At 69.6% G+C, this 21,034-nt stretch carries 15 protein-coding genes and 1 tRNA gene; 1 reads left to right on the top strand and 15 read right to left on the bottom strand.

Annotated elements, in window-relative coordinates; genetic code table 11:
- Window positions 1–60: 60 nt before the first annotated feature.
- The 5 genes from coaE to ACR3IO_RS18280 all read right to left on the bottom strand — a co-directional run bounded on the left by coaE (window position 61) and on the right by ACR3IO_RS18280 (window position 7,618).
- Window positions 61–690 carry a dephospho-CoA kinase gene (gene coaE / locus ACR3IO_RS18260; RefSeq protein ID WP_434072653.1) on the bottom strand — a complete coding sequence of 210 codons (630 nt, stop codon included), beginning with the start codon at window positions 688–690 and terminating at the stop codon, window positions 61–63.
- Between the two features lie 161 nt (window positions 691–851).
- Window positions 852–2,303 carry a 30S ribosomal protein S1 gene (gene rpsA / locus ACR3IO_RS18265; protein ID WP_434072654.1) on the bottom strand — a complete coding sequence of 484 codons (1,452 nt, stop codon included), beginning with the start codon at window positions 2,301–2,303 and terminating at the stop codon, window positions 852–854.
- A gap of 196 nt (window positions 2,304–2,499) precedes the next feature.
- The gene (locus tag ACR3IO_RS18270; RefSeq protein WP_434072655.1) at window positions 2,500–4,164 is read right to left on the bottom strand and encodes a DUF885 domain-containing protein; all 1,665 of its coding nucleotides are present in this window, start codon (window positions 4,162–4,164) and stop codon (window positions 2,500–2,502) included.
- A gap of 35 nt (window positions 4,165–4,199) precedes the next feature.
- Window positions 4,200–6,887, bottom strand: a complete 2,688-nt coding sequence (gene polA, locus ACR3IO_RS18275; protein WP_434072656.1) for a DNA polymerase I — start codon at window positions 6,885–6,887, stop codon at window positions 4,200–4,202.
- Between the two features lie 125 nt (window positions 6,888–7,012).
- Window positions 7,013–7,618, bottom strand: coding sequence for an ANTAR domain-containing response regulator (locus tag ACR3IO_RS18280; protein ID WP_434072657.1), 606 nt, complete (start codon window positions 7,616–7,618; stop codon window positions 7,013–7,015).
- 36 nt (window positions 7,619–7,654) lie between these two features.
- Between ACR3IO_RS18280 and ACR3IO_RS18285 the strand changes: the two genes are divergently transcribed.
- Window positions 7,655–7,740, top strand: a tRNA-Leu gene (locus ACR3IO_RS18285).
- A gap of 36 nt (window positions 7,741–7,776) precedes the next feature.
- Here the strand turns inward: ACR3IO_RS18285 and ACR3IO_RS18290 are convergent.
- The 10 genes from ACR3IO_RS18290 to ACR3IO_RS18335 all read right to left on the bottom strand — a co-directional run.
- Entirely contained in the window at window positions 7,777–8,688 is a 912-nt protein-coding gene (locus ACR3IO_RS18290) for an alpha/beta fold hydrolase (protein ID WP_434072658.1), read from the bottom strand.
- Between the two features lie 157 nt (window positions 8,689–8,845).
- Window positions 8,846–10,261: a pyruvate kinase gene (gene pyk / locus ACR3IO_RS18295; RefSeq protein WP_434072659.1), complete on the bottom strand. Its 1,416-nt coding sequence runs from the start codon at window positions 10,259–10,261 to the stop codon at window positions 8,846–8,848.
- 76 nt (window positions 10,262–10,337) lie between these two features.
- The gene (locus ACR3IO_RS18300) at window positions 10,338–11,795 is read right to left on the bottom strand and encodes a glutamate synthase subunit beta (protein WP_434072660.1); all 1,458 of its coding nucleotides are present in this window, start codon (window positions 11,793–11,795) and stop codon (window positions 10,338–10,340) included.
- Complete coding sequence (gene gltB, locus ACR3IO_RS18305) at window positions 11,788–16,314, bottom strand: glutamate synthase large subunit (RefSeq protein ID WP_434072668.1); 4,527 nt, start codon at window positions 16,312–16,314, stop codon at window positions 11,788–11,790. The genes ACR3IO_RS18300 and gltB overlap by 8 nt, the downstream gene beginning before the upstream one ends.
- Window positions 16,315–16,475: 161 nt before the next feature.
- The gene (gene lgt / locus ACR3IO_RS18310; RefSeq protein WP_434072661.1) at window positions 16,476–17,486 is read right to left on the bottom strand and encodes a prolipoprotein diacylglyceryl transferase; all 1,011 of its coding nucleotides are present in this window, start codon (window positions 17,484–17,486) and stop codon (window positions 16,476–16,478) included.
- 56 nt (window positions 17,487–17,542) lie between these two features.
- Window positions 17,543–18,328, bottom strand: a complete 786-nt coding sequence (trpA, locus tag ACR3IO_RS18315) for a tryptophan synthase subunit alpha (RefSeq protein ID WP_434072662.1) — start codon at window positions 18,326–18,328, stop codon at window positions 17,543–17,545.
- Entirely contained in the window at window positions 18,325–19,533 is a 1,209-nt protein-coding gene (trpB, locus tag ACR3IO_RS18320) for a tryptophan synthase subunit beta (RefSeq protein WP_434072663.1), read from the bottom strand. The genes trpA and trpB overlap by 4 nt, the downstream gene beginning before the upstream one ends.
- Before the next feature lies 1 nt (window position 19,534).
- The gene (trpC, locus tag ACR3IO_RS18325; protein WP_434072664.1) at window positions 19,535–20,305 is read right to left on the bottom strand and encodes an indole-3-glycerol phosphate synthase TrpC; all 771 of its coding nucleotides are present in this window, start codon (window positions 20,303–20,305) and stop codon (window positions 19,535–19,537) included.
- Between the two features lie 3 nt (window positions 20,306–20,308).
- The gene (locus tag ACR3IO_RS18330) at window positions 20,309–20,539 is read right to left on the bottom strand and encodes a DUF6704 family protein (RefSeq protein WP_434072665.1); all 231 of its coding nucleotides are present in this window, start codon (window positions 20,537–20,539) and stop codon (window positions 20,309–20,311) included.
- A gap of 34 nt (window positions 20,540–20,573) precedes the next feature.
- A partial coding sequence (locus ACR3IO_RS18335) for a Trp biosynthesis-associated membrane protein (protein ID WP_434072666.1) occupies window positions 20,574–21,034 on the bottom strand: 461 nt, incomplete at its 5' end.

Raw genomic sequence — 21,034 nt, forward strand, 5'->3', positions numbered from 1 at the left:
CTCCGGCCGGAGCTCACGAATCGGACGCGGACGAGCAGGTCGCGGCGATGTCCGGCGGTGTCAGCTCGCGTCGCGGCTTCGCCGGGCCGCGACCTCGCCGACGACACGGCCCCAGAGCGCATCGGCCTGGCTCATGGTGTGTCCCAACGAACCGTCGGTGTCGATGACGACGTCGGCGATCGCGAGCCGCTGGGTGTTCGCGACCTGGGCGTCGACCCGAGCCTCGGCCTGCACCGGATCGAGACCCCGCTGTTCGATCAGCCGCTTCAACTGCGTCCGACGCGGTGCGCTCGTCACGACGATCAGGTCGAACGGATGGTCGACGGATGCTTCGACCAGCAGCGGCACGTCGTAGACGACGATCGCATCTGGGTTCGCCTGCTCGGCCTTCGCGAACAGCTTCGCCGCGAGTTCGCGCACGGCGGGGTGCACGATCGCGTTGAGGCGTTCGCGCGCCGCCTCGTCGTTGAAGACGAGCTCCCCGAGCTTCGCACGGTCGAGGCTGCCGTCGCCCAGCAGGACTGCGGAGCCGAACTCCTCGACGATGGCCGCGAGGGCCGGCGTGCCGGGCTCGACCGCCCGCCTCGCCAAGTGGTCGGCGTCGATGTGCACGGCGCCGTGCTCGTAGAGCCGTCGTGCGACGGTGGACTTTCCAGAGGCGATTCCGCCGGTGAGGCCGATCAGGTACACGCCACCACTCTATCGATGCGGCGCACCGCAATGACGACGCCGCGGCAACCGGATGTCGGATCTTCGCCTTCGCGCCCGGGTTGGGCGCGCCTTCGGGGCCGGAAACGCCGGAAGGCCGGCCCCCGAGGGGACCGGCCTTCCGTGTGCGGATCGGATCCGAACTAGTTGCTCGAGAGCTTCTCGCGAAGCGCGGCGAGCGACGCGTCGTCTGCGAGCGTCCCGGCACCGGCCGAGTCGCTCGAGTACGAGGCGGCGCCGGCACCGAACGAGTCGTCGACGGCGGCAGCCGCGACGTTCGCCTGGGCGACCTGCTTCTTGTGGGCTTCCCAACGCTCCTGAGCGGCAGCGTAGTCCTGCTCCCACTTCTCGCGCTGAGCCTCGAAGCCCTCGCGCCATTCGTTGGTCTCGGGGTCGAAGCCCTCAGGGTACTTGTAGTTGCCCTGCTCGTCGTACTCGGTGAGCATGCCGTAAAGCGCCGGGTCGAACTCGGTGCCCTCGGGGTCGACGCCCTCGTTCGCCTGCTTGAGCGAGAGGGAGATGCGGCGACGCTCGAGGTCGATGTCGATGACCTTGACGAAGACCTCTTCGCCGACCGACACGACCTGCTCTGCGAGCTCGACGTGCTTGCCGGACAGCTCCGAGATGTGCACGAGGCCCTCGATGCCGTCTGCGACGCGAACGAACGCACCGAACGGAACGAGCTTGGTGACCTTGCCCGGTGCGACCTGGCCGATCGCGTGGGTACGTGCGAACACCTGCCACGGGTCTTCCTGCGTCGCCTTGAGCGACAGCGAGACGCGCTCGCGGTCGAGCTCGACGGAGAGCACCTCGACGGTGACCTCCTGGCCGACCTCGACGACCTCGCTGGCGTGCTCGATGTGCTTCCACGAGAGCTCGGAGACGTGGACGAGACCGTCGACGCCGCCGAGGTCGACGAACGCACCGAAGTTGACGATCGACGAGATGACGCCCTTGCGGATCTGGCCCGGGTGGAGGTTCGCGAGGAAGGTCGAACGCGACTCGGACTGCGTCTGCTCGAGCAGCGCGCGGCGCGAGAGAACCACGTTGTTGCGGTTCTTGTCGAGCTCGAGGATCTTCGCCTCGATCTCCTGGCCGAGGTACGGCGTGAGGTCGCGGACGCGGCGGAGCTCGATGAGCGAAGCCGGGAGGAAGCCGCGGAGTCCGATGTCGACGATCAGGCCGCCCTTGACGACCTCGATGACCGTACCGGTCACGACGCCATCGGCTTCCTTGATCTTCTCCACGTCGCCCCACGCGCGCTCGTACTGCGCACGCTTCTTCGACAGGATGAGGCGGCCTTCCTTGTCCTCCTTCTGGAGAACGAGCGCCTCGACGGTGTCGCCGACGCCGACGACCTCGCTGGGGTCGACATCGTGCTTGATGGAAAGCTCACGCGAGGGGATGACACCCTCGGTCTTGTAGCCGACGTCGAGGAGAACCTCGTCGCGGTCGATCTTCACGACGGTGCCCTCGATGAGGTCGCCGTCGTTGAAGAACTTCAAAGTCTTCTCGACCGCGGCGAGGAAATCGTCAGCAGATCCGATGTCGTTGATCGCGACCTGCTTGGGTGCCTTGGTCGTTGCGGTTGTCATGTAGTGAATGCTCCGTAAAGGACAGAATCGAGCCCATCGCGAGGGAGAGCGATATGTGTTTGTTCCGCGATGGGCATGCGGACAGGATCGTCACAGAAGTGACATTCAATCCTAGCCGACTCCGGCTCGCGTCGGCAACCCGGGCGTGTCGAATTCCCGAACGCCCCGGACGCGGCATCCGCCCCGGTGCCCCGGCTCAGCCGAGCAGCGCGGAACGGAGCGTGTCCAGCCCGACGCCGCCGAGGTCGAGCGCACGCCGGTGGAACTCCTTGATGTCGAACGCCTCGCCCTCGCGGCGACGGGCGTCGTCGCGGAGCTGCTCCCAGATGCGCTGTCCGACCTTGTACGACGGCGCCTGGCCGGGCCAGCCCAGGTAGCGGTTCACCTCGAAGTCGATGAAGCCCTGATCCATGTTGACGTTCTGCCCGAGGAACTCGAAGGCGTACTCCCCCGTCCACACGCCCTGCCCGTCGGGACGGGGCTTGCCGAGGTGCACGCCGATGTCGAGGACGACGCGGGCCGCGCGCATGCGCTGCCCGTCGAGCATGCCGAGCCGATCGGCCGGGTCGTCGAGATAGCCGAGCTCCTGCATGAGGCGTTCGGCGTAGAGGGCCCAGCCCTCGGCGTGCCCGGACGTGCCGGCGAGCTGACGGCGCCAGGTGTTGAGGCGGCCCCGGTTCACGACCGCCTGGCCGATCTGCAGGTGGTGGCCCGGGACGCCCTCGTGGTACACGGTCGTCAGTTCGCGCCACGTGTCGAACTCGGTGACACCCTCGGGAACCGCCCACCACATGCGGCCGGGGCGGCTGAAGTCGTCGGTCGGACCCGTGTAGTAAATGCCACCGGACTGGGTCGGCGCGATCATGCACTCGAGCGTTCGGATCTCCTCGGGGATGTCGAACTGGGTCGCACCGAGCTCGGCGACGGCACGGTCGCTCACCTCCTGCATCCAGCGCTGGAGTGCGTCGGTGCCGTGCAGCTTGCGGCTCCCGTCGGCGTCGAGGAACGCGATCGCCTCGGCGACGGATGCCCCGGGCACGATCTCGCGGGCGATGGACTCCTGTTCGGCGACCATCCGGGCGAGCTCCTCGATGCCCCACTCGTAGGTCTCGTCGAGGTCGATCACGGCACCGAGGAAGTGGCGCGAGCGGAGAGCGTAGATGTCGCGTCCGACCGCGTCGGCCTCGCCCGCGACGGGGAGCAGTTCGCCCTCGAGGAACGACGCCAACCGCCCGTACGCCGCGCCGGCGCCGGCCGCGCGCGTCGCCAGGTCGGCACGCAGCCCGCCGGAGACGCTCGACGGTGCGCCGTCGACGAACTCGGCGAAGAAGCCGTCGGCCCGTTCGAGCTTGCGCGCCTGTGCCGCGACTTCGCGCACCTGCCGCCTCGCCGGGACCGAGCCGCGCTCGATGCCGAGGCGCAGCGTCTGGACGTAGCCGTCGAGCGCATCGGGCAGCGCGCCCAGGCGGGTGGAGATCGTCGCCCAGTCGTCGACGCTCTCGGTGGACATGAGGTCGAAGACCTCGCGGATCTCCTGCGCCGGGCTGGCGATCACGTTGAGGTCGCGCAGCGGGAGGCCCAGGTCGTGCGCCTCGAGCTCGAGTGCGAGCTCGCTCCGCAGGTCGGCCACCGTCACCGCATCGACGTCGTCGACGGACGCAGCCTCGTCGAGTCGTGCGATCACCAGTCGAGCGGCCTCGGCCGAGCGTTCGAGGCCGTCGGGCGAGTAGTCGCCGAACCTCGAATCGGCCGCGGAACGCCCGATGTAGGTGCCGAGCACCGGCTGGAGGTCGACGAGGGTGTCGACCCACTCCTCCGCGATCTGATCGACGTCGGTCGGGGTGCGTTCACTCGAGGCCATGGATCGAGCCTAGGGCTTGCGCACCGCTCTCGGCATCAGTGGGCGGCATCCTCCCAGTCGCTGCCCCGACCGACCTGGACGTCGAGCGGGACCAGGAGGTCGGCGGCGTTCGCCATGCGGTCGCGTACGACTTCCTCGAGCACCTCCGACTCACCCGGGGCGACCTCGAAGATGAGCTCGTCGTGCACCGTCAGCAGCATGCGGCTGCCGAGCCCGCGCTGGGCGATCTCGGCCTCGACCGTGGTCATCGCGAGCTTCATGATGTCGGCCGCGGAACCCTGGATCGGCGAGTTCAGCGCCGCGCGTTCCGCATTCTCGCGGTGCACCCGGTTCGGGCTCGTCAGGTCGGGGAAGGGGCGGCGACGCCCGAAGATGGTCTCGGTGTAGCCGTCGATGCGCGCCTGCTCCACGACGCCGCGGAGGTAGTCGCGCACGGCGCCGAACCGCTCGAAGTACTCCTTCATGAGCTGCGTGGCCTCGGCGCGATCGATGCGCAGCTGCTTGGAGAGCCCGAACGCGCTGAGGCCGTATGCGAGCCCGTAGGACATCGCCTTGACCTTGGTGCGCATGAGGGGCGTGACGTCGGCCGGATCGACCGAGAAGACGCGCGCGCCGACGAATCGGTGCAGGTCTTCACCGGCGTTGAACGCCTCGATGAGTCCGGGGTCGCCCGACAGGTGCGCCATGATGCGCATCTCGATCTGCGAGTAGTCGGCCGTCAGCAGCTCGACGTAGTCGGTGCCGTGCCGGAACGCCTTGCGGATGCGCCGGCCGTCTTCGGTGCGGGTCGGGATGTTCTGCAGGTTCGGATCGTTCGAGGACATGCGACCGGTCGCCGCGCCGATCTGCCCGTAGGAGGTGTGGATGCGCCCGTCGCTCGCGATCGACTTGTCGAGGGACTCGACGATCTGCCGCAGCTTGGTGGCGTCGCGATGCTCGAGCAGGTATCCGAGGAACGGGTGCGGGTTGGACTCCTGGAGGTCCGCCAGCGCGGACGCATCGGTCGTGTACCCCGTCTTCGTCGCACGCGTCTTCGGCATCGCCAACTGGTCGAAGAGCACCTCCTGGAGCTGCTTGGGCGACCCGAGGTTCACCTCGCGGCCGATCTCGGCGTACGCGGCGGCGGCGAGTGCCGCAGCCCGGTCTCCGAGCTCGGACGACAGGGTGGCCAGTTCTGCGTGATCGACCGTGACCCCGCGCAACTCCATCGCCGCGAGCACCGCGACGAGCGGCATCTCGACGTCGGCCAGCAGCTGACGGGTGCTCTCGGGCAGCGCGCTCAGCACCACGGGCGCGAGACGGAGCGTGTACCACGCGAACTCCGGCGCACCTGCGTCGGATCCCTCTTCGGGGACCAGCAGCGACGGATCCGCCTGGGGCAGGGTCTCGCCGAGGTGGCGATCGACGAGGTCGGCCAGCGACTTCTCGGTGAGGCTCGGACGCAGCAGCCAGCCGGCGACGAGCGTGTCGAGCACGAGGCCCCCGACTGCGAGTCCGGAGCGCGAGGCGGCCTTCAGCTGGGACTTCGCATCGGTCATGACCTTGGGCGCGTCGCTCGCGAGCCACGCGTCGAACGACGCCGACTCGTCGGAGTCGGCGCGCCACACGTGGTGGACGGTCTCGCCGGCGGTGGCGATGCCGGCACCGATCACCCGCCCGTCGAGCACCTCGAGGCTGAGTCCGAGACCGGCGGGCTCGGACGCGTTGGCGGCGACGAGCCATTCGGCCAGCGCTTCGCCGGCGAGCTGCGCGGGCACCGGCGCGGTCGGTGCGACCGCCGCGGGCTCCTGCGCTGCGGCGGGAGCCCCGGCCGTCGCCGGCTCGCCGCCGGCCTCGGCGACGAGCTTCGAGAGTCGCTCGAGGAGCGTGCGGAATTCGAGGCGCTCGAAGATCGGCCTGACTTCGTCGAGGTCGATGGCACGCGCTTCGAGCTGATCGAGCTCGACCTCGAGTTCGACGTCGGTCACCAGGCGGTTGAGCCTGCGGTTGCGGATCGCGTTCTCGCGCTGGTCGCGCAGGTTCTGCCCGACCACGCCCTTGATCTCTTCGGCGTGCTCGAGGATGCCGTCGAGGTCGCCGTAGAGCCCGAGCCACTTCACCGCGGTCTTCTCGCCGACCTTGCTGATGCCGATGAGGTTGTCGCTGGACTCCCCCACGAGCGCCGCGATGTCGGGATACTGCTCAGGGCGGATGCCGTATCGCTCGGTGACCGCCGCAGGGTCGTACCGCTTGAGCTGCGAGACGCCCTGCGTGTTCGGGTAGAGCAGCGTGACGTCGTCGTTGACGAGCTGGATCGTGTCGCGGTCGCCCGAGACGAGCAGGACCCGATAGCCGTCGGCGCGGCCGCGCTCGGCGAGGGTCGCGAGGATGTCGTCGGCCTCGAAGTCCTCCTTCTCGAGCGTCGTGATGCCCATGGCGCGCAGTGCCTCCTGCAGCAGGGGCACCTGGCCCTTGAACTCGACCGGCGTCTCGCCGCGGGTGCCCTTGTACTCGGGGTACTCGCGGGTGCGGAACGAGGCACGCGAGACATCGAACGCGACGGCGAGGTGCGTCGGCTTCTCGTTCGCGAGCAGGAGGAGCAGCATCGAGAGGAAGCCGTGGATGGCGTTCGTGTGCTGCCCGTCGCGGGTGGTGAAGCTGTCGACGGGCAGGGCGTAGAACGCACGGAACGCCAACGAATGGCCGTCGATCACGAGAAGGGTGGGCTTGTCAGCGTCTGGCACCCGCCAAGCCTACAAGCGGCCGCCGACACCGGTTCACGCTCAGACGCGGCGCACCGACCCGGCCGCGAACGACGGATGCCGCGACGAGTGGTCTCGTCGCGGCATCCGTCGTTCGTTCGTGGTGGCTACTTCTTGGCGGCCAGCTGTTCGATGATCGCCTGCGAGACGTCCTTCATGGTGAGGCGACGGTCCATCGACGCCTTCTGGATCCATCGGAACGCCTCGGGCTCGGTGAGGCCCATCTTCTCGTTGAGCAGGCCCTTGGCCCGATCGACGAGCTTGCGCGTCTCGAAGCGCTCGACCAGGTCGCCGACCTCGGCCTCGAGCGCGATGATCTGCGCGTAGCGGGCGAGGGCGATCTCGATCGCGGGGAGCAGGTCGTTCGGCGTGAACGGCTTCACGACGTAGGCCAGCGCTCCGGCCTCGCTCGCGCGCTCGACGAGCTCCTTCTGGCTGAACGCCGTGAGGAGCACCACTGGGGCGATGTGGCCCTTCGAGAGGCGCTCCGCCGCCGAGATGCCGTCGAGCTGGGGCATCTTGACGTCCATGATGACGAGGTCGGGGCGCAGTTCGGTGGCCAGTGCGACCGCGGTCTCACCGTCACCCGCCTCTCCGACGACCTCGAAGCCGTTGTCGCGCAGGATCTCGACGATGTCGAGGCGGATGAGCGACTCATCCTCCGCCACGACCACGCGGCGCGGTGCCGGCTGGGTGTTTTCGGTGTCAGTCACGCAGCAAAGCCTACGGTATTCTGAGCGAGGCCTCTGGCCGGTGTGGCGGAATGGCAGACGCGGAGCACTCAAAATGCTTTGCCCGAAAGGGCGTGTGGGTTCGACCCCCACCACCGGCACCACAACTCGATCGTCGCGCGGCGTCGAGCCCCGCGAGATCACTCGTCGCGAGCGGGCGGATGCTGCGAGCCGCGGTGGAGCTCGTACAGCCGTGCGTGACCCGGCGAATCGGGGTCGTCGACGATCGGCTTGTCGGCCATGAACAGCCTGATCAGGTGGGCGAGCTCGCCGGAATGGCTGAAGTTGATCGCGTGCGCGGCCCCCTCGATCTTCACGATCAGGATCTTGTTGTCGGTCTGCTCGGCCACCTCCCGCACACGCTCGGGGCCGGGCATGAGCGGGTCGCGATCGCCGAGCACCGCCAGCGTGGGGATGTGCAGCTCGAGCATCCGTTCGAGCGAGGGATACCGGGTGAGCGCCTTGAACATCCGCACCGTGCTCGGCACGCCGAAGCGCAGGTAGTCGGGGGTCACCACCCGCATGAGCTGCGGCGGTTCGCGGGTGCCGTCGCGGCTGATCTGACCCATGGCGCGCCGCAGCGGCTGGTTGAAGATGCCGCCCGCCGGCGACACGAGCACCGCCCGGTCGATGCGTTCGGGATAGTGGTACGCGAACTCGCAGATGACGGGGCACCCCATCGAGTTCCCGACGAGGGTCGCCCGCTCGATGCCGCGGTCGTCGAGGAACCGTGCGGCGGCATGTGCGAGATCGGGCACGTCGAGGGCGCCGGACCCCCTGCCACTGCGCCCGAACCCGGGGAGGTCGGGCACGAGCGTGTGGAAGTCGTCGGCGAGCCGCTCGGCCGTCGGAAGCAGGTATCGGCCGGAGAGGCCGAACCCGTGGACGTGCATCATCACAGGGGCTCCCGGAGGAGGCACGGGCGACTCGCGGAAGAAGACGTCCACCCCGTCGACGGTCGTCCATCGCTCGGCGAGCGTCGTGGTGGGCCGTTTCGGACCGCGCCGTGCCCGACCCGCGGCCTCGTCGGATTCCATCGCCCTCCCGCGCATGGAAGCAGTCTGGCACGCAGGAGCGACGTCGCGCATCACCCTCGGTTCCGGCGCGTCACCGGCCTCGACGCCCGGCCTTCCGCACCTCGTCGGGAGCGGGGACGGCGAAGGCCCGGTCGTACTCCGTGGGAGTTCGACCGGGCCCTCGGGGAACGGCTCAGAGCACCTCGCCGACGACGTGCACGCGCACGTCGTTGGTGGTGCCCGGGATTCCGGGAGGGGACCCGGAGATGATGACGACCTTCTCGCCCTTCTCGGCGCGACCGGTGCGTCCGAGGGCCTCGTCGACCTGGCCGACCATCTGGTCGGTGTGGGTCACGCGGTCGACCACGAAGGACTCGACGCCCCAGTTCAGCGCCATCCGGCGACGGATCGCGGGGTCGGGCGTGAAGGCGAGGATGGGGATGTCGGAGCGCAGGCGCGACATGCGCCGCACGGTCTCGCCGGACTCGGTGAACACGCACAGGTACTTCGCCTGGACGAAGTCGGCGACCTCGACGGCGGCGAGCGTGATGGCGCCGGCCTGGGTGCGCGGCTTCGTGCCGAGCGGCGCGATGCGCTCGAGGCCGTGCTTCTCGGTCGACTCGACGATGCGGGCCATCGTCTGGACCGTGATCACGGGGTACTCCCCCACGCTGGTCTCGCCCGAGAGCATGACCGCGTCGGCGCCGTCGAGGATCGCGTTCGCGACATCCGACGTCTCGGCCCGGGTCGGAACCGGGCTGTGGATCATCGACTCGAGCATCTGCGTGGCCACGATGACGGGCTTGGCGAGGCGACGCGCGATCTCGACCGTGCGCTTCTGGACGATCGGGACGGCCTCGAGCGGCAGTTCGACGCCGAGGTCGCCACGGGCGACCATGACGGCGTCGAACGCCTCGATGATCTCCTCGAGGTGATCGACCGCCTGCGGCTTCTCGATCTTGGCGACGACGGGAACGCGACGACCGACCTCGTCCATGATCTCGTGCACGCGCACGATGTCGGCCTCGTCGCGCACGAACGACAGCGCGATGATGTCGGCGCCGAGTTCGAGGCCCCACCGCAGATCGGCCTCGTCCTTCTCGGACAGGGCCGGCACGTTGACCGCGACGCCGGGCAGGTTGATGCCCTTGTTGTCGGAGACCGGGCCGGCGACGATGACCTTCGTGGTGACCACGACGCCGTCGGCCTCGACGACCTCGACGCGGACCTTGCCGTCGTCGATGAGGAGGAAGTCACCGGGCTTCACGTCCTGGGGCAGGCCCTTGAACGTGGTGCCGACGAGTTCCTTGGTGCCGACGACGTCTTCGATCGTGATCTTGAAGATGTCGCCCTCGGCGAGCTCGTGGGGACCGTCGGCGAACTTGCCGAGACGGATCTTCGGGCCCTGGAGGTCGACGAGCACGGCGACCGCCTTGCCGCTGTCGTTCGCGGCCTTCCGAACGTTCTGGTAGACCCCCTCGTGCACGTCGTAGCTGCCGTGGCTGAGGTTCATCCTCGCCACGTCGACGCCCGCATCGATGATCGCGCGGATCTGTTCGTAGCTCGATGACGCCGGCCCGAGGGTTGCGACGATCTTCGCTCGTCTCATGTGGTTGTGCTCCAAGCTGTTTCCGCGCGGGAACGCGGGGGTTGTTATCGGATGGTGCGCCGTCGGCGCACCGGGGTCAGATGGCGAACGCGCGTGCCGTCGCCGCCACGGGGCTCGGGAGATCGGTGTCGCCTTCAAGGTACCGGTCGACGGCGGATGCCGCAGCACGGCCCTCGGCGATCGCCCAGACGATGAGCGACTGCCCCCGTCCGGCGTCACCCGCGACGAACACGCCGGGGTGCGAGGTCGCGTAGTCGGCGCCACGGGCGAAGTTGCCGCGGGTGTCGACCGGGAGCTGGATCTGGTCGTCGACCAGGTCGGTCTCGGGGCCGGTGAACCCGAGCGCCAGCAGCACCAGGTCTGCGGGGATCTCGCGCTCGGTCCCGGCCTTCGGCACGCGGCGGCCGTCGAGGAACTCGGTCTCGGCGACGCGGATGGCACGGAGCTCGCCGTCGTCGTTCGAGAGGAATTCGACCGTCGACACGAGGTAGTGGCGCTCGCCGCCCTCCTCGTGCGCGCTCTGCACCTCGAACACCGTCGGGTGCAGCGGCCACGGCTGGTGGTCGGGACGCGCCTCGCCCGGCTGCTTGCCGATGGCGAGGTTCGTGACCGAGAGCGCGCCCTGGCGGTGCGCGGTGCCGATGCAGTCGGCCCCGGTGTCGCCACCGCCCAGGACGACGACGTGCTTGCCCTCGGCCGTGATCTGGTCGAAGACCTCGTCGCCCGCGACATGGTGGTTCGACTGCGTGAGGTACTCCATGGCGAAGTGCACGCCGGGCAGGTCGCGGCCCGGGATGGGCAGGTCGCGCGGCACCATCGCTCCGGTCGCGACCACGACGGCGTCGTAGCGCTCGCGCAGCTGGTCCCACGTGATGTCCACGCCGATGTCGACGCCCGCACGGAAGCGGGTGCCCTCGGCGGTCAACTGCGCGATCCGCAGGTCGATGTGCTTCTTCTCCATCTTGAAGTCGGGGATGCCGTAGCGGAGGAGTCCGCCGATGCGGTCGTCCCGCTCGTACACCGCGACCGTGTGGCCGGCACGGGTCAGCTGCTGCGCGGCCGCGAGGCCGGCAGGGCCGGAGCCGACCACGGCAACCGTCTTGCCGGTCAGGCGACCCGGCGGCTGCGGCTGGACCCAGCCGCTGCCGAACGCCTGGTCGATGATCGAGACCTCGACCTGCTTGATCGTGACGGCGGGTTGGTTGATGCCGAGCACGCAGGACGACTCGCACGGTGCCGGGCAGAGCCGGCCCGTGAACTCGGGGAAGTTGTTCGTCGCGTGGAGTCGATCGGCCGCGGCGCGGCCTTCGCCCCGGTACATCAGGTCGTTCCACTCGGGGATCAGGTTGCCGAGCGGGCAGCCCTGATGGCAGAACGGGATGCCGCAGTCCATGCATCGACCGGCCTGTCGCCGCAGCTGGGCGGGATCGCCCTGCTCGTAGACCTCTTTGAAGTCCATGATGCGCACCGGCACGGGTCGCCGCTTGGGCAGCTCGCGCTCGGTGACCTTCAGAAAGCCCTTCGGGTCAGCCACCCGTCACCTCCAGGATTCGAGTCCAGACCACGTCGCCGTCGGGGTCGAGCCCCTCGTCGACCGCGCTCTGGCGGGTGCGGAGCACTGCGGCGTAGTCGCGCGGCAGCACCTTGGTGAATCGATCGAACGCGCTGTCGCCTGCCGCGAGCAGGTCGGCGGCCACGGTCGAATCGGTGTTCGCGACGTGCTGCTCGAGCAGGTCGCGAACGATCTCCCGGTCGGCGCTGCCGAGCGGGTGCAGCTCCAGCTCGCCGGAGCTCAGCGATTCGCGGTTGACGCGCTCCTCGCGGAGGCCGAGCACGTAGGCGGTGCCGCCCGACATGCCGGCGCCGAGGTTGCGGCCGGTCTCGCCGAGGATCAGGGCCAGGCCGCCGGTCATGTACTCGAGCGCGTGGTCGCCCACGCCCTCGACGACCGCCGAGGCGCCCGAGTTGCGCACGAGGAAGCGTTCGCCGACGATGCCGCGGAGGAACATGCTGCCCCGCGTCGCGCCGTAGCCGATCACGTTGCCCGCGATCACGTTGCGCTCGGCCGCGAACGTGCTCTCCCGCGAGGGGCGCAGCACGATCTGGCCGCCGGAGAGCCCCTTGCCGACGTAGTCGTTCGAGTCGCCCTCGAGTCGGATCGTGATGCCGCTCGGCAGGAACGCGCCGAGGCTCTGCCCGGCCGATCCCGTGAGGGTCACGTCGATCGATCCGGCAGGAAGCCCGTGCTCGCCGCGGCGCACGGTCACCTCGTGACCGAGCATGGTGCCGACGGCGCGCTCGGTGTTGCGGACGGGGAGCTCGATCTCGATCGAACCGCCCTCCTCGAGCACGACCGCGCTGCGGCGGATCAGCTCGTTGTCGAAGTGCGCCTCGAGCTCGTGGTCCTGCGCACGCAGGTTGCGGCGCGGCTCCGAGTCCGAGAAGTCGGGTCCGACCAGCACCGGGGTGAGGTCGAGGCCGGAGGCCTTCCAGTGATCGACGGCGCGATCGATGTCGAGCAACTCGCGTCGTCCGATGACCTCGTCGAGCGACCGGTAGCCGAGCTCGGCGAGGTACTCGCGGACCTCCTGGGCGATGAACTCGAAGAAGTTGACGACGAACTCCGGCTTTCCGGTGAAGCGCTTGCGCAGCACGGGGTTCTGCGTCGCGACGCCGACCGGGCACGTGTCGAGGTGGCAGACGCGCATCATGACGCAGCCCTGGACGACGAGTGGAGCCGTGGCGAAGCCGAACTCCTCGGCGCCGAGGAGCGCGCCGATGACGACGTCGCGGCCCGTCTTCAGCTGTCCGTCGACCTGGACGACCACGCGGTCGCGCATGCCGTTCAGCATCAGGGTCTGCTGCGTCTCGGCGAGGCCGAGCTCCCACGGCGTGCCCGCGTGCTTCAGGGAGTTGAGCGGGCTCGCGCCCGTGCCGCCGTCGTGGCCGGAGACGAGGATGACGTCGGCGAGGGCCTTGGCCGTGCCCGCCGCGACCGCGCCGATGCCGGACTGGCTCACGAGCTTGACGTGCACGCGCGCCTTAGGGTTGGCGCGCTTGAGGTCGAAGATGAGCTGCTTGAGGTCCTCGATCGAGTAGATGTCGTGGTGCGGGGGCGGAGAGATCAGTCCGACGCCGGCGGTCGCGTGACGCGTGCGGGCCACCCACGGGTAGACCTTCGTCGGCGGCAGCTGACCGCCCTCGCCGGGCTTGGCGCCCTGGGCGAGCTTGATCTGGATGTCGTCGGCGTGCGTCAGGTACATGCTCGTCACGCCGAACCGGCCCGACGCGACCTGCTTGATCGCGCTGCGGCGCTCGGGGTCGAGCAGGCGGTCGAGGTCTTCGCCGCCCTCACCCGTGTTCGACTTCGCGCCGAGACGGTTCATGGCGATCGCCAGCGACTCGTGCGCCTCCTTGGAGATCGAGCCGTAGCTCATCGCCCCGGTGGAGAAGCGCTTCACGATCGACTCGATCGACTCGACCTCGTCGATCGGCACGGGCGGGCGCGTGCCGGTGCGCAGGGCGAAGAGCCCGCGCATCGTCATGAGCTCCTCGGCCTGCGAGTCGACCATCGAGGTGTACTCGCGGAAGACGTCGTAGCGACGGTTGCGCGTCGAGTGCTGCAGCCGGAACACGGTCTCGGGGTTGAACAGGTGCGGCGAGCCGTCGCGGCGCCACTGGTACTCGCCGCCGGTCGCCAGGCGCTCGTGCGCCCGCACGGCGACGTCTTCGGGGTAGGCGACCCGGTGACGTGCGACGTTCTCGGCGGCGACCACGTCGATGCCGATGCCGCCGAGCCTCGAGACGGTGCCCGTGAAGTACTCGTCGATGAAGTCCTGGGCGAGGCCGACGGCCTCGAAGGCCTGCGCGCCGGCATAGGAGGAGATCGTCGAGATGCCCATTTTGGACATGATCTTCAGGACGCCCTTGCCCAGCGCCTTGATGACGTTGTGCACGGCCTGCTCGGGCGAGATCCCGGTGATCACGCCGGACCGCACGAGGGACTCGCAGGTCTCCATGGCGAGGTACGGGTTGACCGCGGACGCGCCGTAGCCGATGAGCAGCGCGACGTGGTGCACCTCGCGCACGTCGCCCGCCTCGACGACGATGCCGACCTTCATGCGGGTCTCGGAGCGGATGAGGTGGTGGTGCACGGCCGACAGCATGAGCAGCGACGGGATCGGCGCCAGGTCGGCGGTGGAGTCGCGGTCGCTCAGCACGACGAAGCGCGCGCCCTCCTCGATCGCCTGGTCGACCTCCTCGCAGAGCGCGTCGAGGCGTGCACGCATGGCCTCGGGGCCGTCGTCGACGCGGTAGAGGCCCTTCAGCGTCTTGGTGGTGCGTGCGCCGCCGCTGCGCGGGTCGATGTGCACGATCTTCGCGAGCTCGTCGTTGTCGATGACCGGGAAGTCGAGCGCGACCTGGCGGGCGTGGCCCGGCGTCGCCGTCAGCAGGTTGCCCTCGGGGCCGATCGACGTGCCGAGCGAGGTCACGACGGCCTCGCGGATCGAGTCGAGCGGCGGGTTGGTGACCTGGGCGAACTGCTGCGTGAAGTAGTCGAAGAGCAGGCGCGGACGCTGCGAGAGCACCGCGACGGGAGTGTCCGAACCCATGGCTCCGAGTGGCTCCTGACCCGTGCGCGCCATGGGCGCGAGCAAGATCTTGACCTCTTCCTCGGTGTATCCGAAGGTGCGCTGACGCCGGTTGACCGACGCCGGCGGGTGCACGATGTGCTCGCGCTCCGGAAGGTCGGCGAGGCGGATGCGCCCCTCGTCGAGCCAGTCGCCCCACGGCTCGGATGCCGCGAGCTCGGACTTGATCTCGTCGTCCTCGATGAGACGACCGGCCTCGGTGTCCACGAGGAACATGCGTCCGGGCTGCAGGCGTCCCTTGCGGACGACGCGCGACGGCGCGACCTCGAGCACGCCGATCTCGCTGGCGAGCACCACGAGCCCGTCATCGGTGACGACGTACCGGCCGGGGCGGAGCCCGTTGCGGTCGAGCGTCGCACCGACGAGCGAGCCGTCGGTGAAGACGATCGCCGCGGGGCCGTCCCACGGCTCCATGAGCATGGAGTGGTACTCGTAGAACGCCCGCCGTTCGGGGGTGATCTCGGTCTGGTTCTCCCAGGCCTCGGGCACCATCATCATGACGGCGTGCGGGAGGCTGCGTCCGGCGAGGGTGAGCAGCTCGACCACCTCGTCGAAGGACGCCGAGTCGCTCGCGCCGGGCGTGACGATCGGAAGGATCGGGTCGAGGTCGCCGAGCGCGTCGGATGCGAGCTGCGACTGGCGTGCCCGCATCCAGTTGCGGTTGCCCTGGATCGTGTTGATCTCGCCGTTGTGCGCGATCATGCGGAACGGTTGGGCCAGGGGCCACGACGGGAAGGTGTTCGTGGAGTAGCGGGAGTGCACGAGCGCGAGCTTCGAGGCGAAGCGCTCGTCGGAGAGGTCGGGGTAGAACGGCTCGAGCTGCAGCGTGGTGACCATGCCCTTGTAGACCATGGTGCGGCTGGAGAGCGACATGAAGTAGAGCTCGAGCTCGCGCTCGGCGCGCTTGCGCAGGCGGAACGTCAACCGGTCGAGCGCGATTCCGGCGAGGCGTCCGCCCTCCTCGGTGGTCGCCGCCGACTGCACGAAGAGCTGGTGCACGGCGGGCATGGCGGCGCGGGCGAGCGTCCCGAGCTCCTCGGGTCGCACGGGCACCTCGCGCCAGGCGATGACCTCGAGTCCCTCGGACACGGCGATCTGCCGCAGCTGCTGCTTGATGGTGCTGCGCAGGCTCGGGTCGAGCGGGAGGAAGGCGTTGCCGACGGCATATGCTCCCGCCGCGGGCAGCTCGGCGTCGACGACCGCACGCAGGAACTCGTCGGGGATCTGCGTGATGATGCCGGCGCCGTCGCCGGTTCCGGCGTCGGAGCCGACCGCACCGCGGTGCTCGAGGTGACGCAGGGCGTCGAGCGCGGTCGCGATGATGTCATGACCGGCGGTGCCGCGCAGGGTCGCGACCATCGCGAGCCCGCAGGCGTCCTTCTCGGCGGCAGGGTCGTACATGCCCTGGGCGGCGGGGATCGAACCGAACCTCGCGAAGGGTGGAGTGAGCGACACGTGTGACCGTCCTCATCTACTAGGTGGCAGCGGGGGACGTCGTCGGCCCAGCGGAGAGAGTCGCGGCGCAAGGTGCGGCGCCGCGTCGGAGAACGAGGGTGAGGGCCTCAGGAAGTGGTGGAGCCGCGCGAGCTTGTGGCTGCGGTCTCGCCCTCGATGTTCTCACTCCCGACCTCGTTGTCGAGAGAGTCGGAGTCAGACTCATTTTCGTCCGAGTCTAGCGCAGCGTCGGGGCCCTTCCATTCACGTCCGGGGACGTACGGGCTCGGCTCCGCTCCGGGGTGCCGGCGACGAAGGACGAAGAGCAGGACGATGCCCACGAGAACGGCTGCGAACGAGGCCCAGACGTTGACGCGGATGCCGAGGAACATCTCGCTCGGGTCGACGCGGATCGACTCGAGGAACGCGCGCCCCGTGCCGTACCAGATGAGGTACACGGCGAAGGCGCGGCCCCAGCGCATGTTGAAGGCCCGCTCGAGCAGCAGGATGACCACGACACCCGCGAGGTTCCAGACGATCTCGTAGAGGAAGGTCGGGTGGAAGAGCGTGCCGTCGGCCAGGCCCGCGGGGAACGCGAGGTTGTCCGAATCGATCTCGAGGCCCCACGGGAGATCCGTCGGGGCACCGAAGAGCTCGTGGTTGAACCAGTTGCCGAGGCGGCCGGCGGCCTGGGCGAGCAGCAGGCCGGGTGCGAGTGCGTCGGCGAACGACAGGAAGCGGATGCCGGTGAGGCGGCACCCGATGAGCACACCGACCGCACCACCGATGAGGGCGCCGTAGATGGCGTTGCCGCCCTCCCAGATGTTCCAGATGGCGCCGTACTCGAAGGGGTTCCAGACGTTCGCGCCCTCGAAGAAGTAATCGTTCGGGTGCGTGAGGACGTGGTAGATGCGGGCGCCGATGATGCCGAGCGGCACGGCCCAGAGGGCGATGTCGAGCACGATGCCGGGCTCCGCGCCGCGCTTGGTGAGCCGGCGCGAGGTCACGATGACGGCCAGGATGATGCCGACCAGGATGCAGAGCGCGTACGTGTGGATCGTGAGGACCCCCCACGGCACGGGAATCTCGAAGTACTGCCACTCGGGACTGGGACTCGGGATGCTCAGCGGTGCGATCACGCGGACTGCTGCCTTTCTTCGGGGGCTACGGCCACTCGGGCCTCAGTCAGCGTACTTCACTCCGAACGCGTGCCGCGCGCGAGCTCGGCCGCGAGCGAACCCGCCGCGGCCACGCCGCCCTCGGCCAGCGCACGGACGAGCGCGGAGCCGACGATGGCGCCCTGCGCGTAGCCGAGCACCTCCTCGACCTGTGCGGCGGTGGAGATGCCGACGCCCACGCAACTCGCCTCGGCGCCTGCGGCCTGGAGCCGCCCGACGAGCGTGCGAGCCGCCGCGTCGACATCGGCTCGGGCACCGGTGATGCCCATGGTGGAGACCGCGTAGACGAACCCGCGGCTGGCCTCGATCGTCTGCACGAGGCGCGCATCGGTCGAGGTCGGCGCTGCGAGGAACACCCGGTCGAGGCCGACGCGTTCGGATGCCGCGATCCAGTCGCCGCCCTCATCGGGGATCAGGTCGGGGGTGATGAGCCCCGCTCCCCCGGCCGCGGCGAGGTCGTCGGCGAAGCGGTCGACGCCGTACTGCACGACCGGATTCCAGTAGGTCATGATCAGCACAGGGGCATCCACGCGCTCGGTGACGCGGCGCACGGCCTCGAAGCCGTGCGACAGTCGGAACCCGTTCGCGAGCGCCTGCTGGGTCGCGGCCTGGATGACCGGGCCGTCCATGACGGGGTCGGAGTAGGGCAGGCCGAGCTCGAGGATGTCGACGCCGTTCTCGACGAGCGCGACCGCGGTCTCGACGCTCTCGTCGAGCGTGGGGAACCCGACGGGAAGATAGCCGATGAGGGCGCCGTTCGCCTCGTCGTTGCGTCGGGCGATGACGGGGGCGACCGTTCTCACTTGGCGTTCTCCTGGTCGTAGAGCTCGAAGTACGTCGCGGCCGTGTCCATGTCCTTGTCGCCGCGCCCCGAGAGGTTCACGAGGATCGTGGCGTCGGGACCGAGCTCGCGTCCGAGCTCGAGGGCGCCGGCGAGGGCGTGCGCGGACTCGATCGCGGGGATGATGCCCTCGGTGCGGGTGAGCAGGCGCAGGGCCTGCATGGCCGCGTCATCGGTCACCGGCCGGTACTCCGCGCGGCCGATGGAGGCCAACCACGAGTGCTCGGGGCCGACGCCCGGGTAGTCGAGCCCGGCGGAGATGGAGTGGGACTCGATGGTCTGGCCGTCGTCGTCCTGGAGCATGTAGCTGCGCGCACCGTGCAGGACGCCGGGGCGTCCCTTGGTGATCGTGGCCGCATGCCGAGGGGTCTCTGCGCCCTCACCGCCTGCCTCGAAGCCGTAGATCTTCACGTCGGCGTCGTCGAGGAACGCGTGGAAGAGGCCGATGGCGTTGGACCCGCCGCCGACGCACGCCGCGATCGCGGTCGGCAGGGCGCCCGTGAGATCCAGCACCTGCTGGCGGGCCTCCTCGCCGATGATCTTCTGGAAGTCGCGCACCATCTCGGGGAACGGGTGCGGGCCGGCCACGGTGCCGAAGATGTAGTTGGTGGTCTCGACGTTCGTGACCCAGTCGCGCATGGCGTCGTTGATCGCGTCCTTGAGGGTGCGCGACCCGCTCTTCACCGCGATGACCTCGGCCCCGAGGAGCCGCATGCGGGCGACGTTCAGCGCCTGGCGCTCGGTGTCGACCTCGCCCATGTAGATCGTGCACTCGAGGTCGAACAGCGCCGCCGCCGTCGCCGTGGCGACGCCGTGCTGTCCGGCACCGGTCTCCGCGATCACACGGGTCTTGCCGATGCGCTTGGTGAGCAGCGCCTGGCCCAGCACGTTGTTGATCTTGTGCGATCCGGTGTGGTTGAGGTCTTCGCGCTTCAGGATGATGCGGGCGCCGCCGGCGTGCGCGGCGAACCGCGGCACCTCGGTGATGATCGACGGGCGCCCGGTGTAGCTGCGCCCCAGTTCGGCGAGCTCCTCCGCGAACGCGGGGTCGAGCTTGGCGAGCTCGTACGCCTCGCCGAGCTCGTCGAGTGCGGCGATCAGGGATTCGGGCACGAAGCGCCCGCCGAAGTCGCCGAAGTACGGACCGGTCTGCGCTCTGAGCGCCATGTCACACCGCCAGGAATGCTGAGAGGTTGGCCATCGGGTCGCCCGTGACGAGCGCCTCGCCGACGAGCACGACGTCGGCGCCCGCGGATCGGTAGTGCGCGACATCCGCAGCGGAGAGCACCGCGGACTCGGCGACGCGGATGGCATCTGAGGGGAATCGGTCGGCGAGCCGGCCGAAGAGGTCGCGATCGAGCTCGAAGGTCGACAGGTCGCGGGCATTCACGCCGATGAGGCGTGCGCCGATGGCGGCCGCCCGCTCGAGCTCCTCGGCCGAGTGCGTCTCGACGAGCGCCGTCATGCCCAGGGACTCGACGAGCTCGAAGAGCTCGCGCAGGGTGCGGTCGTCGAGGGCGGCGACGATCAGGAGCACGAGGTCGGCGCCGGCGGCGCGTGCCTCGAAGACCTGGTACGGCGTCGCGATGAAGTCCTTGCGCAGCACGGGGATGGCGACCGCTGCACGGACGGCCGCGAGGTCTTCGAGGGAGCCCTTGAACTTGCGCGCCTCGGTGAGGACGCTGATCGCGCTCGCACCGCCGAGTTCGTACTGGCGCGCGAGGGCGGCCGGGTCATCGATGCTCGCGAGCGAGCCGCGCGACGGGCTCGCCCGCTTGATCTCGGCGATCACCTTGACGCGATCGGACGCGCGAAGTGCGAGCAGGGCGTCGAGCGCCGGTGCGCGGTCGAGCGCCGCACGCTCGACCACGTCGAGCGGGCGGACCTCACGGCGCGCGAGTGCGTCGGCGACCGAATTGGCCGTCAGATCGGAGAGCACGCGTCAGTGCGCCTTCGCGGCGACCTTGTCGCCGCCGACGCCGTAGCCGGCGCGGCCCAGGAGCCAACCGACGATGAGCCCGATCACGACGATGCCTGCCGAGGCCCACACGAGCCAGGCCAGCTCGAACCAGAAGGCGAACGTGCCCACCGTGAAGCCGACGAGCATGATGATGACGGCCGTCCACGCCGCGGGCGAGTGTCCGTGGCCGGGATCTGCGGTCTCAGTGCTCATGTTGCTCCTTCGTTGCTTGGGGGTCGCCGCAAGTCTAGCGGCTGGGGTCGACGGGGCCCTCGCGCTCGGCGCTCGGCTCGTCGTCGGTGGTTCGTGGAACGGCGGCCTCTTCGTCGGTCGGGTCGTCGCCGCGGCTGAGTTCGTCCCACGCGTCGACGGCCCGGTCGGATGCCTGTCGCCGCTCGTCCGTCGTGGGGACGGCGACCTCGTCGAGGTGCACGGGCTCGCCGGTCTCGGCGTCCGTCGTGCGCACGGCGGAGTACCGGCGCGATGAGCCCGGCCAGCGCCGGGTCGTGACGAGGGCGAGGAGTCCGGCGACCACGACGAGCACGCCGCCGATGATCGCCGCCGTGGGCCAGAGGGTGGGGTCGGCGGAGGCCACGAGCTCGGCCGTCGGTCGGGAGCCGGCCACGCCCGTGGCATCCGTCACGGCGGGTCCGACCGCGGCGACGGGGTCGCCGAGGGCGAGGGCGCCCGCCAGGATGATCGACCCGC

The sequence above is a fragment of the Agromyces sp. Marseille-Q5079 genome, from assembly GCF_051016555.1.
GTDB lineage: Bacteria > Actinomycetota > Actinomycetes > Actinomycetales > Microbacteriaceae > Agromyces.

Excerpts from the sequence above, each read along its gene's own strand:
- ACR3IO_RS18290 (WP_434072658.1), bottom strand. The coding sequence starts at position 8,688 with ATGCGCGGGAGGGCGATGGAATCCGACGAGGCCGCGGGTCGGGCACGG.
- ACR3IO_RS18270 (WP_434072655.1), bottom strand. The coding sequence starts at position 4,164 with ATGGCCTCGAGTGAACGCACCCCGACCGACGTCGATCAGATCGCGGAG.
- gltB (WP_434072668.1), bottom strand. The coding sequence starts at position 16,314 with ATGTACGACCCTGCCGCCGAGAAGGACGCCTGCGGGCTCGCGATGGTC.
- trpB (WP_434072663.1), bottom strand. The coding sequence starts at position 19,533 with ATGGCGCTCAGAGCGCAGACCGGTCCGTACTTCGGCGACTTCGGCGGG.
- ACR3IO_RS18330 (WP_434072665.1), bottom strand. The coding sequence starts at position 20,539 with ATGAGCACTGAGACCGCAGATCCCGGCCACGGACACTCGCCCGCGGCG.
- rpsA (WP_434072654.1), bottom strand. The coding sequence starts at position 2,303 with ATGACAACCGCAACGACCAAGGCACCCAAGCAGGTCGCGATCAACGAC.
- pyk (WP_434072659.1), bottom strand. The coding sequence starts at position 10,261 with ATGAGACGAGCGAAGATCGTCGCAACCCTCGGGCCGGCGTCATCGAGC.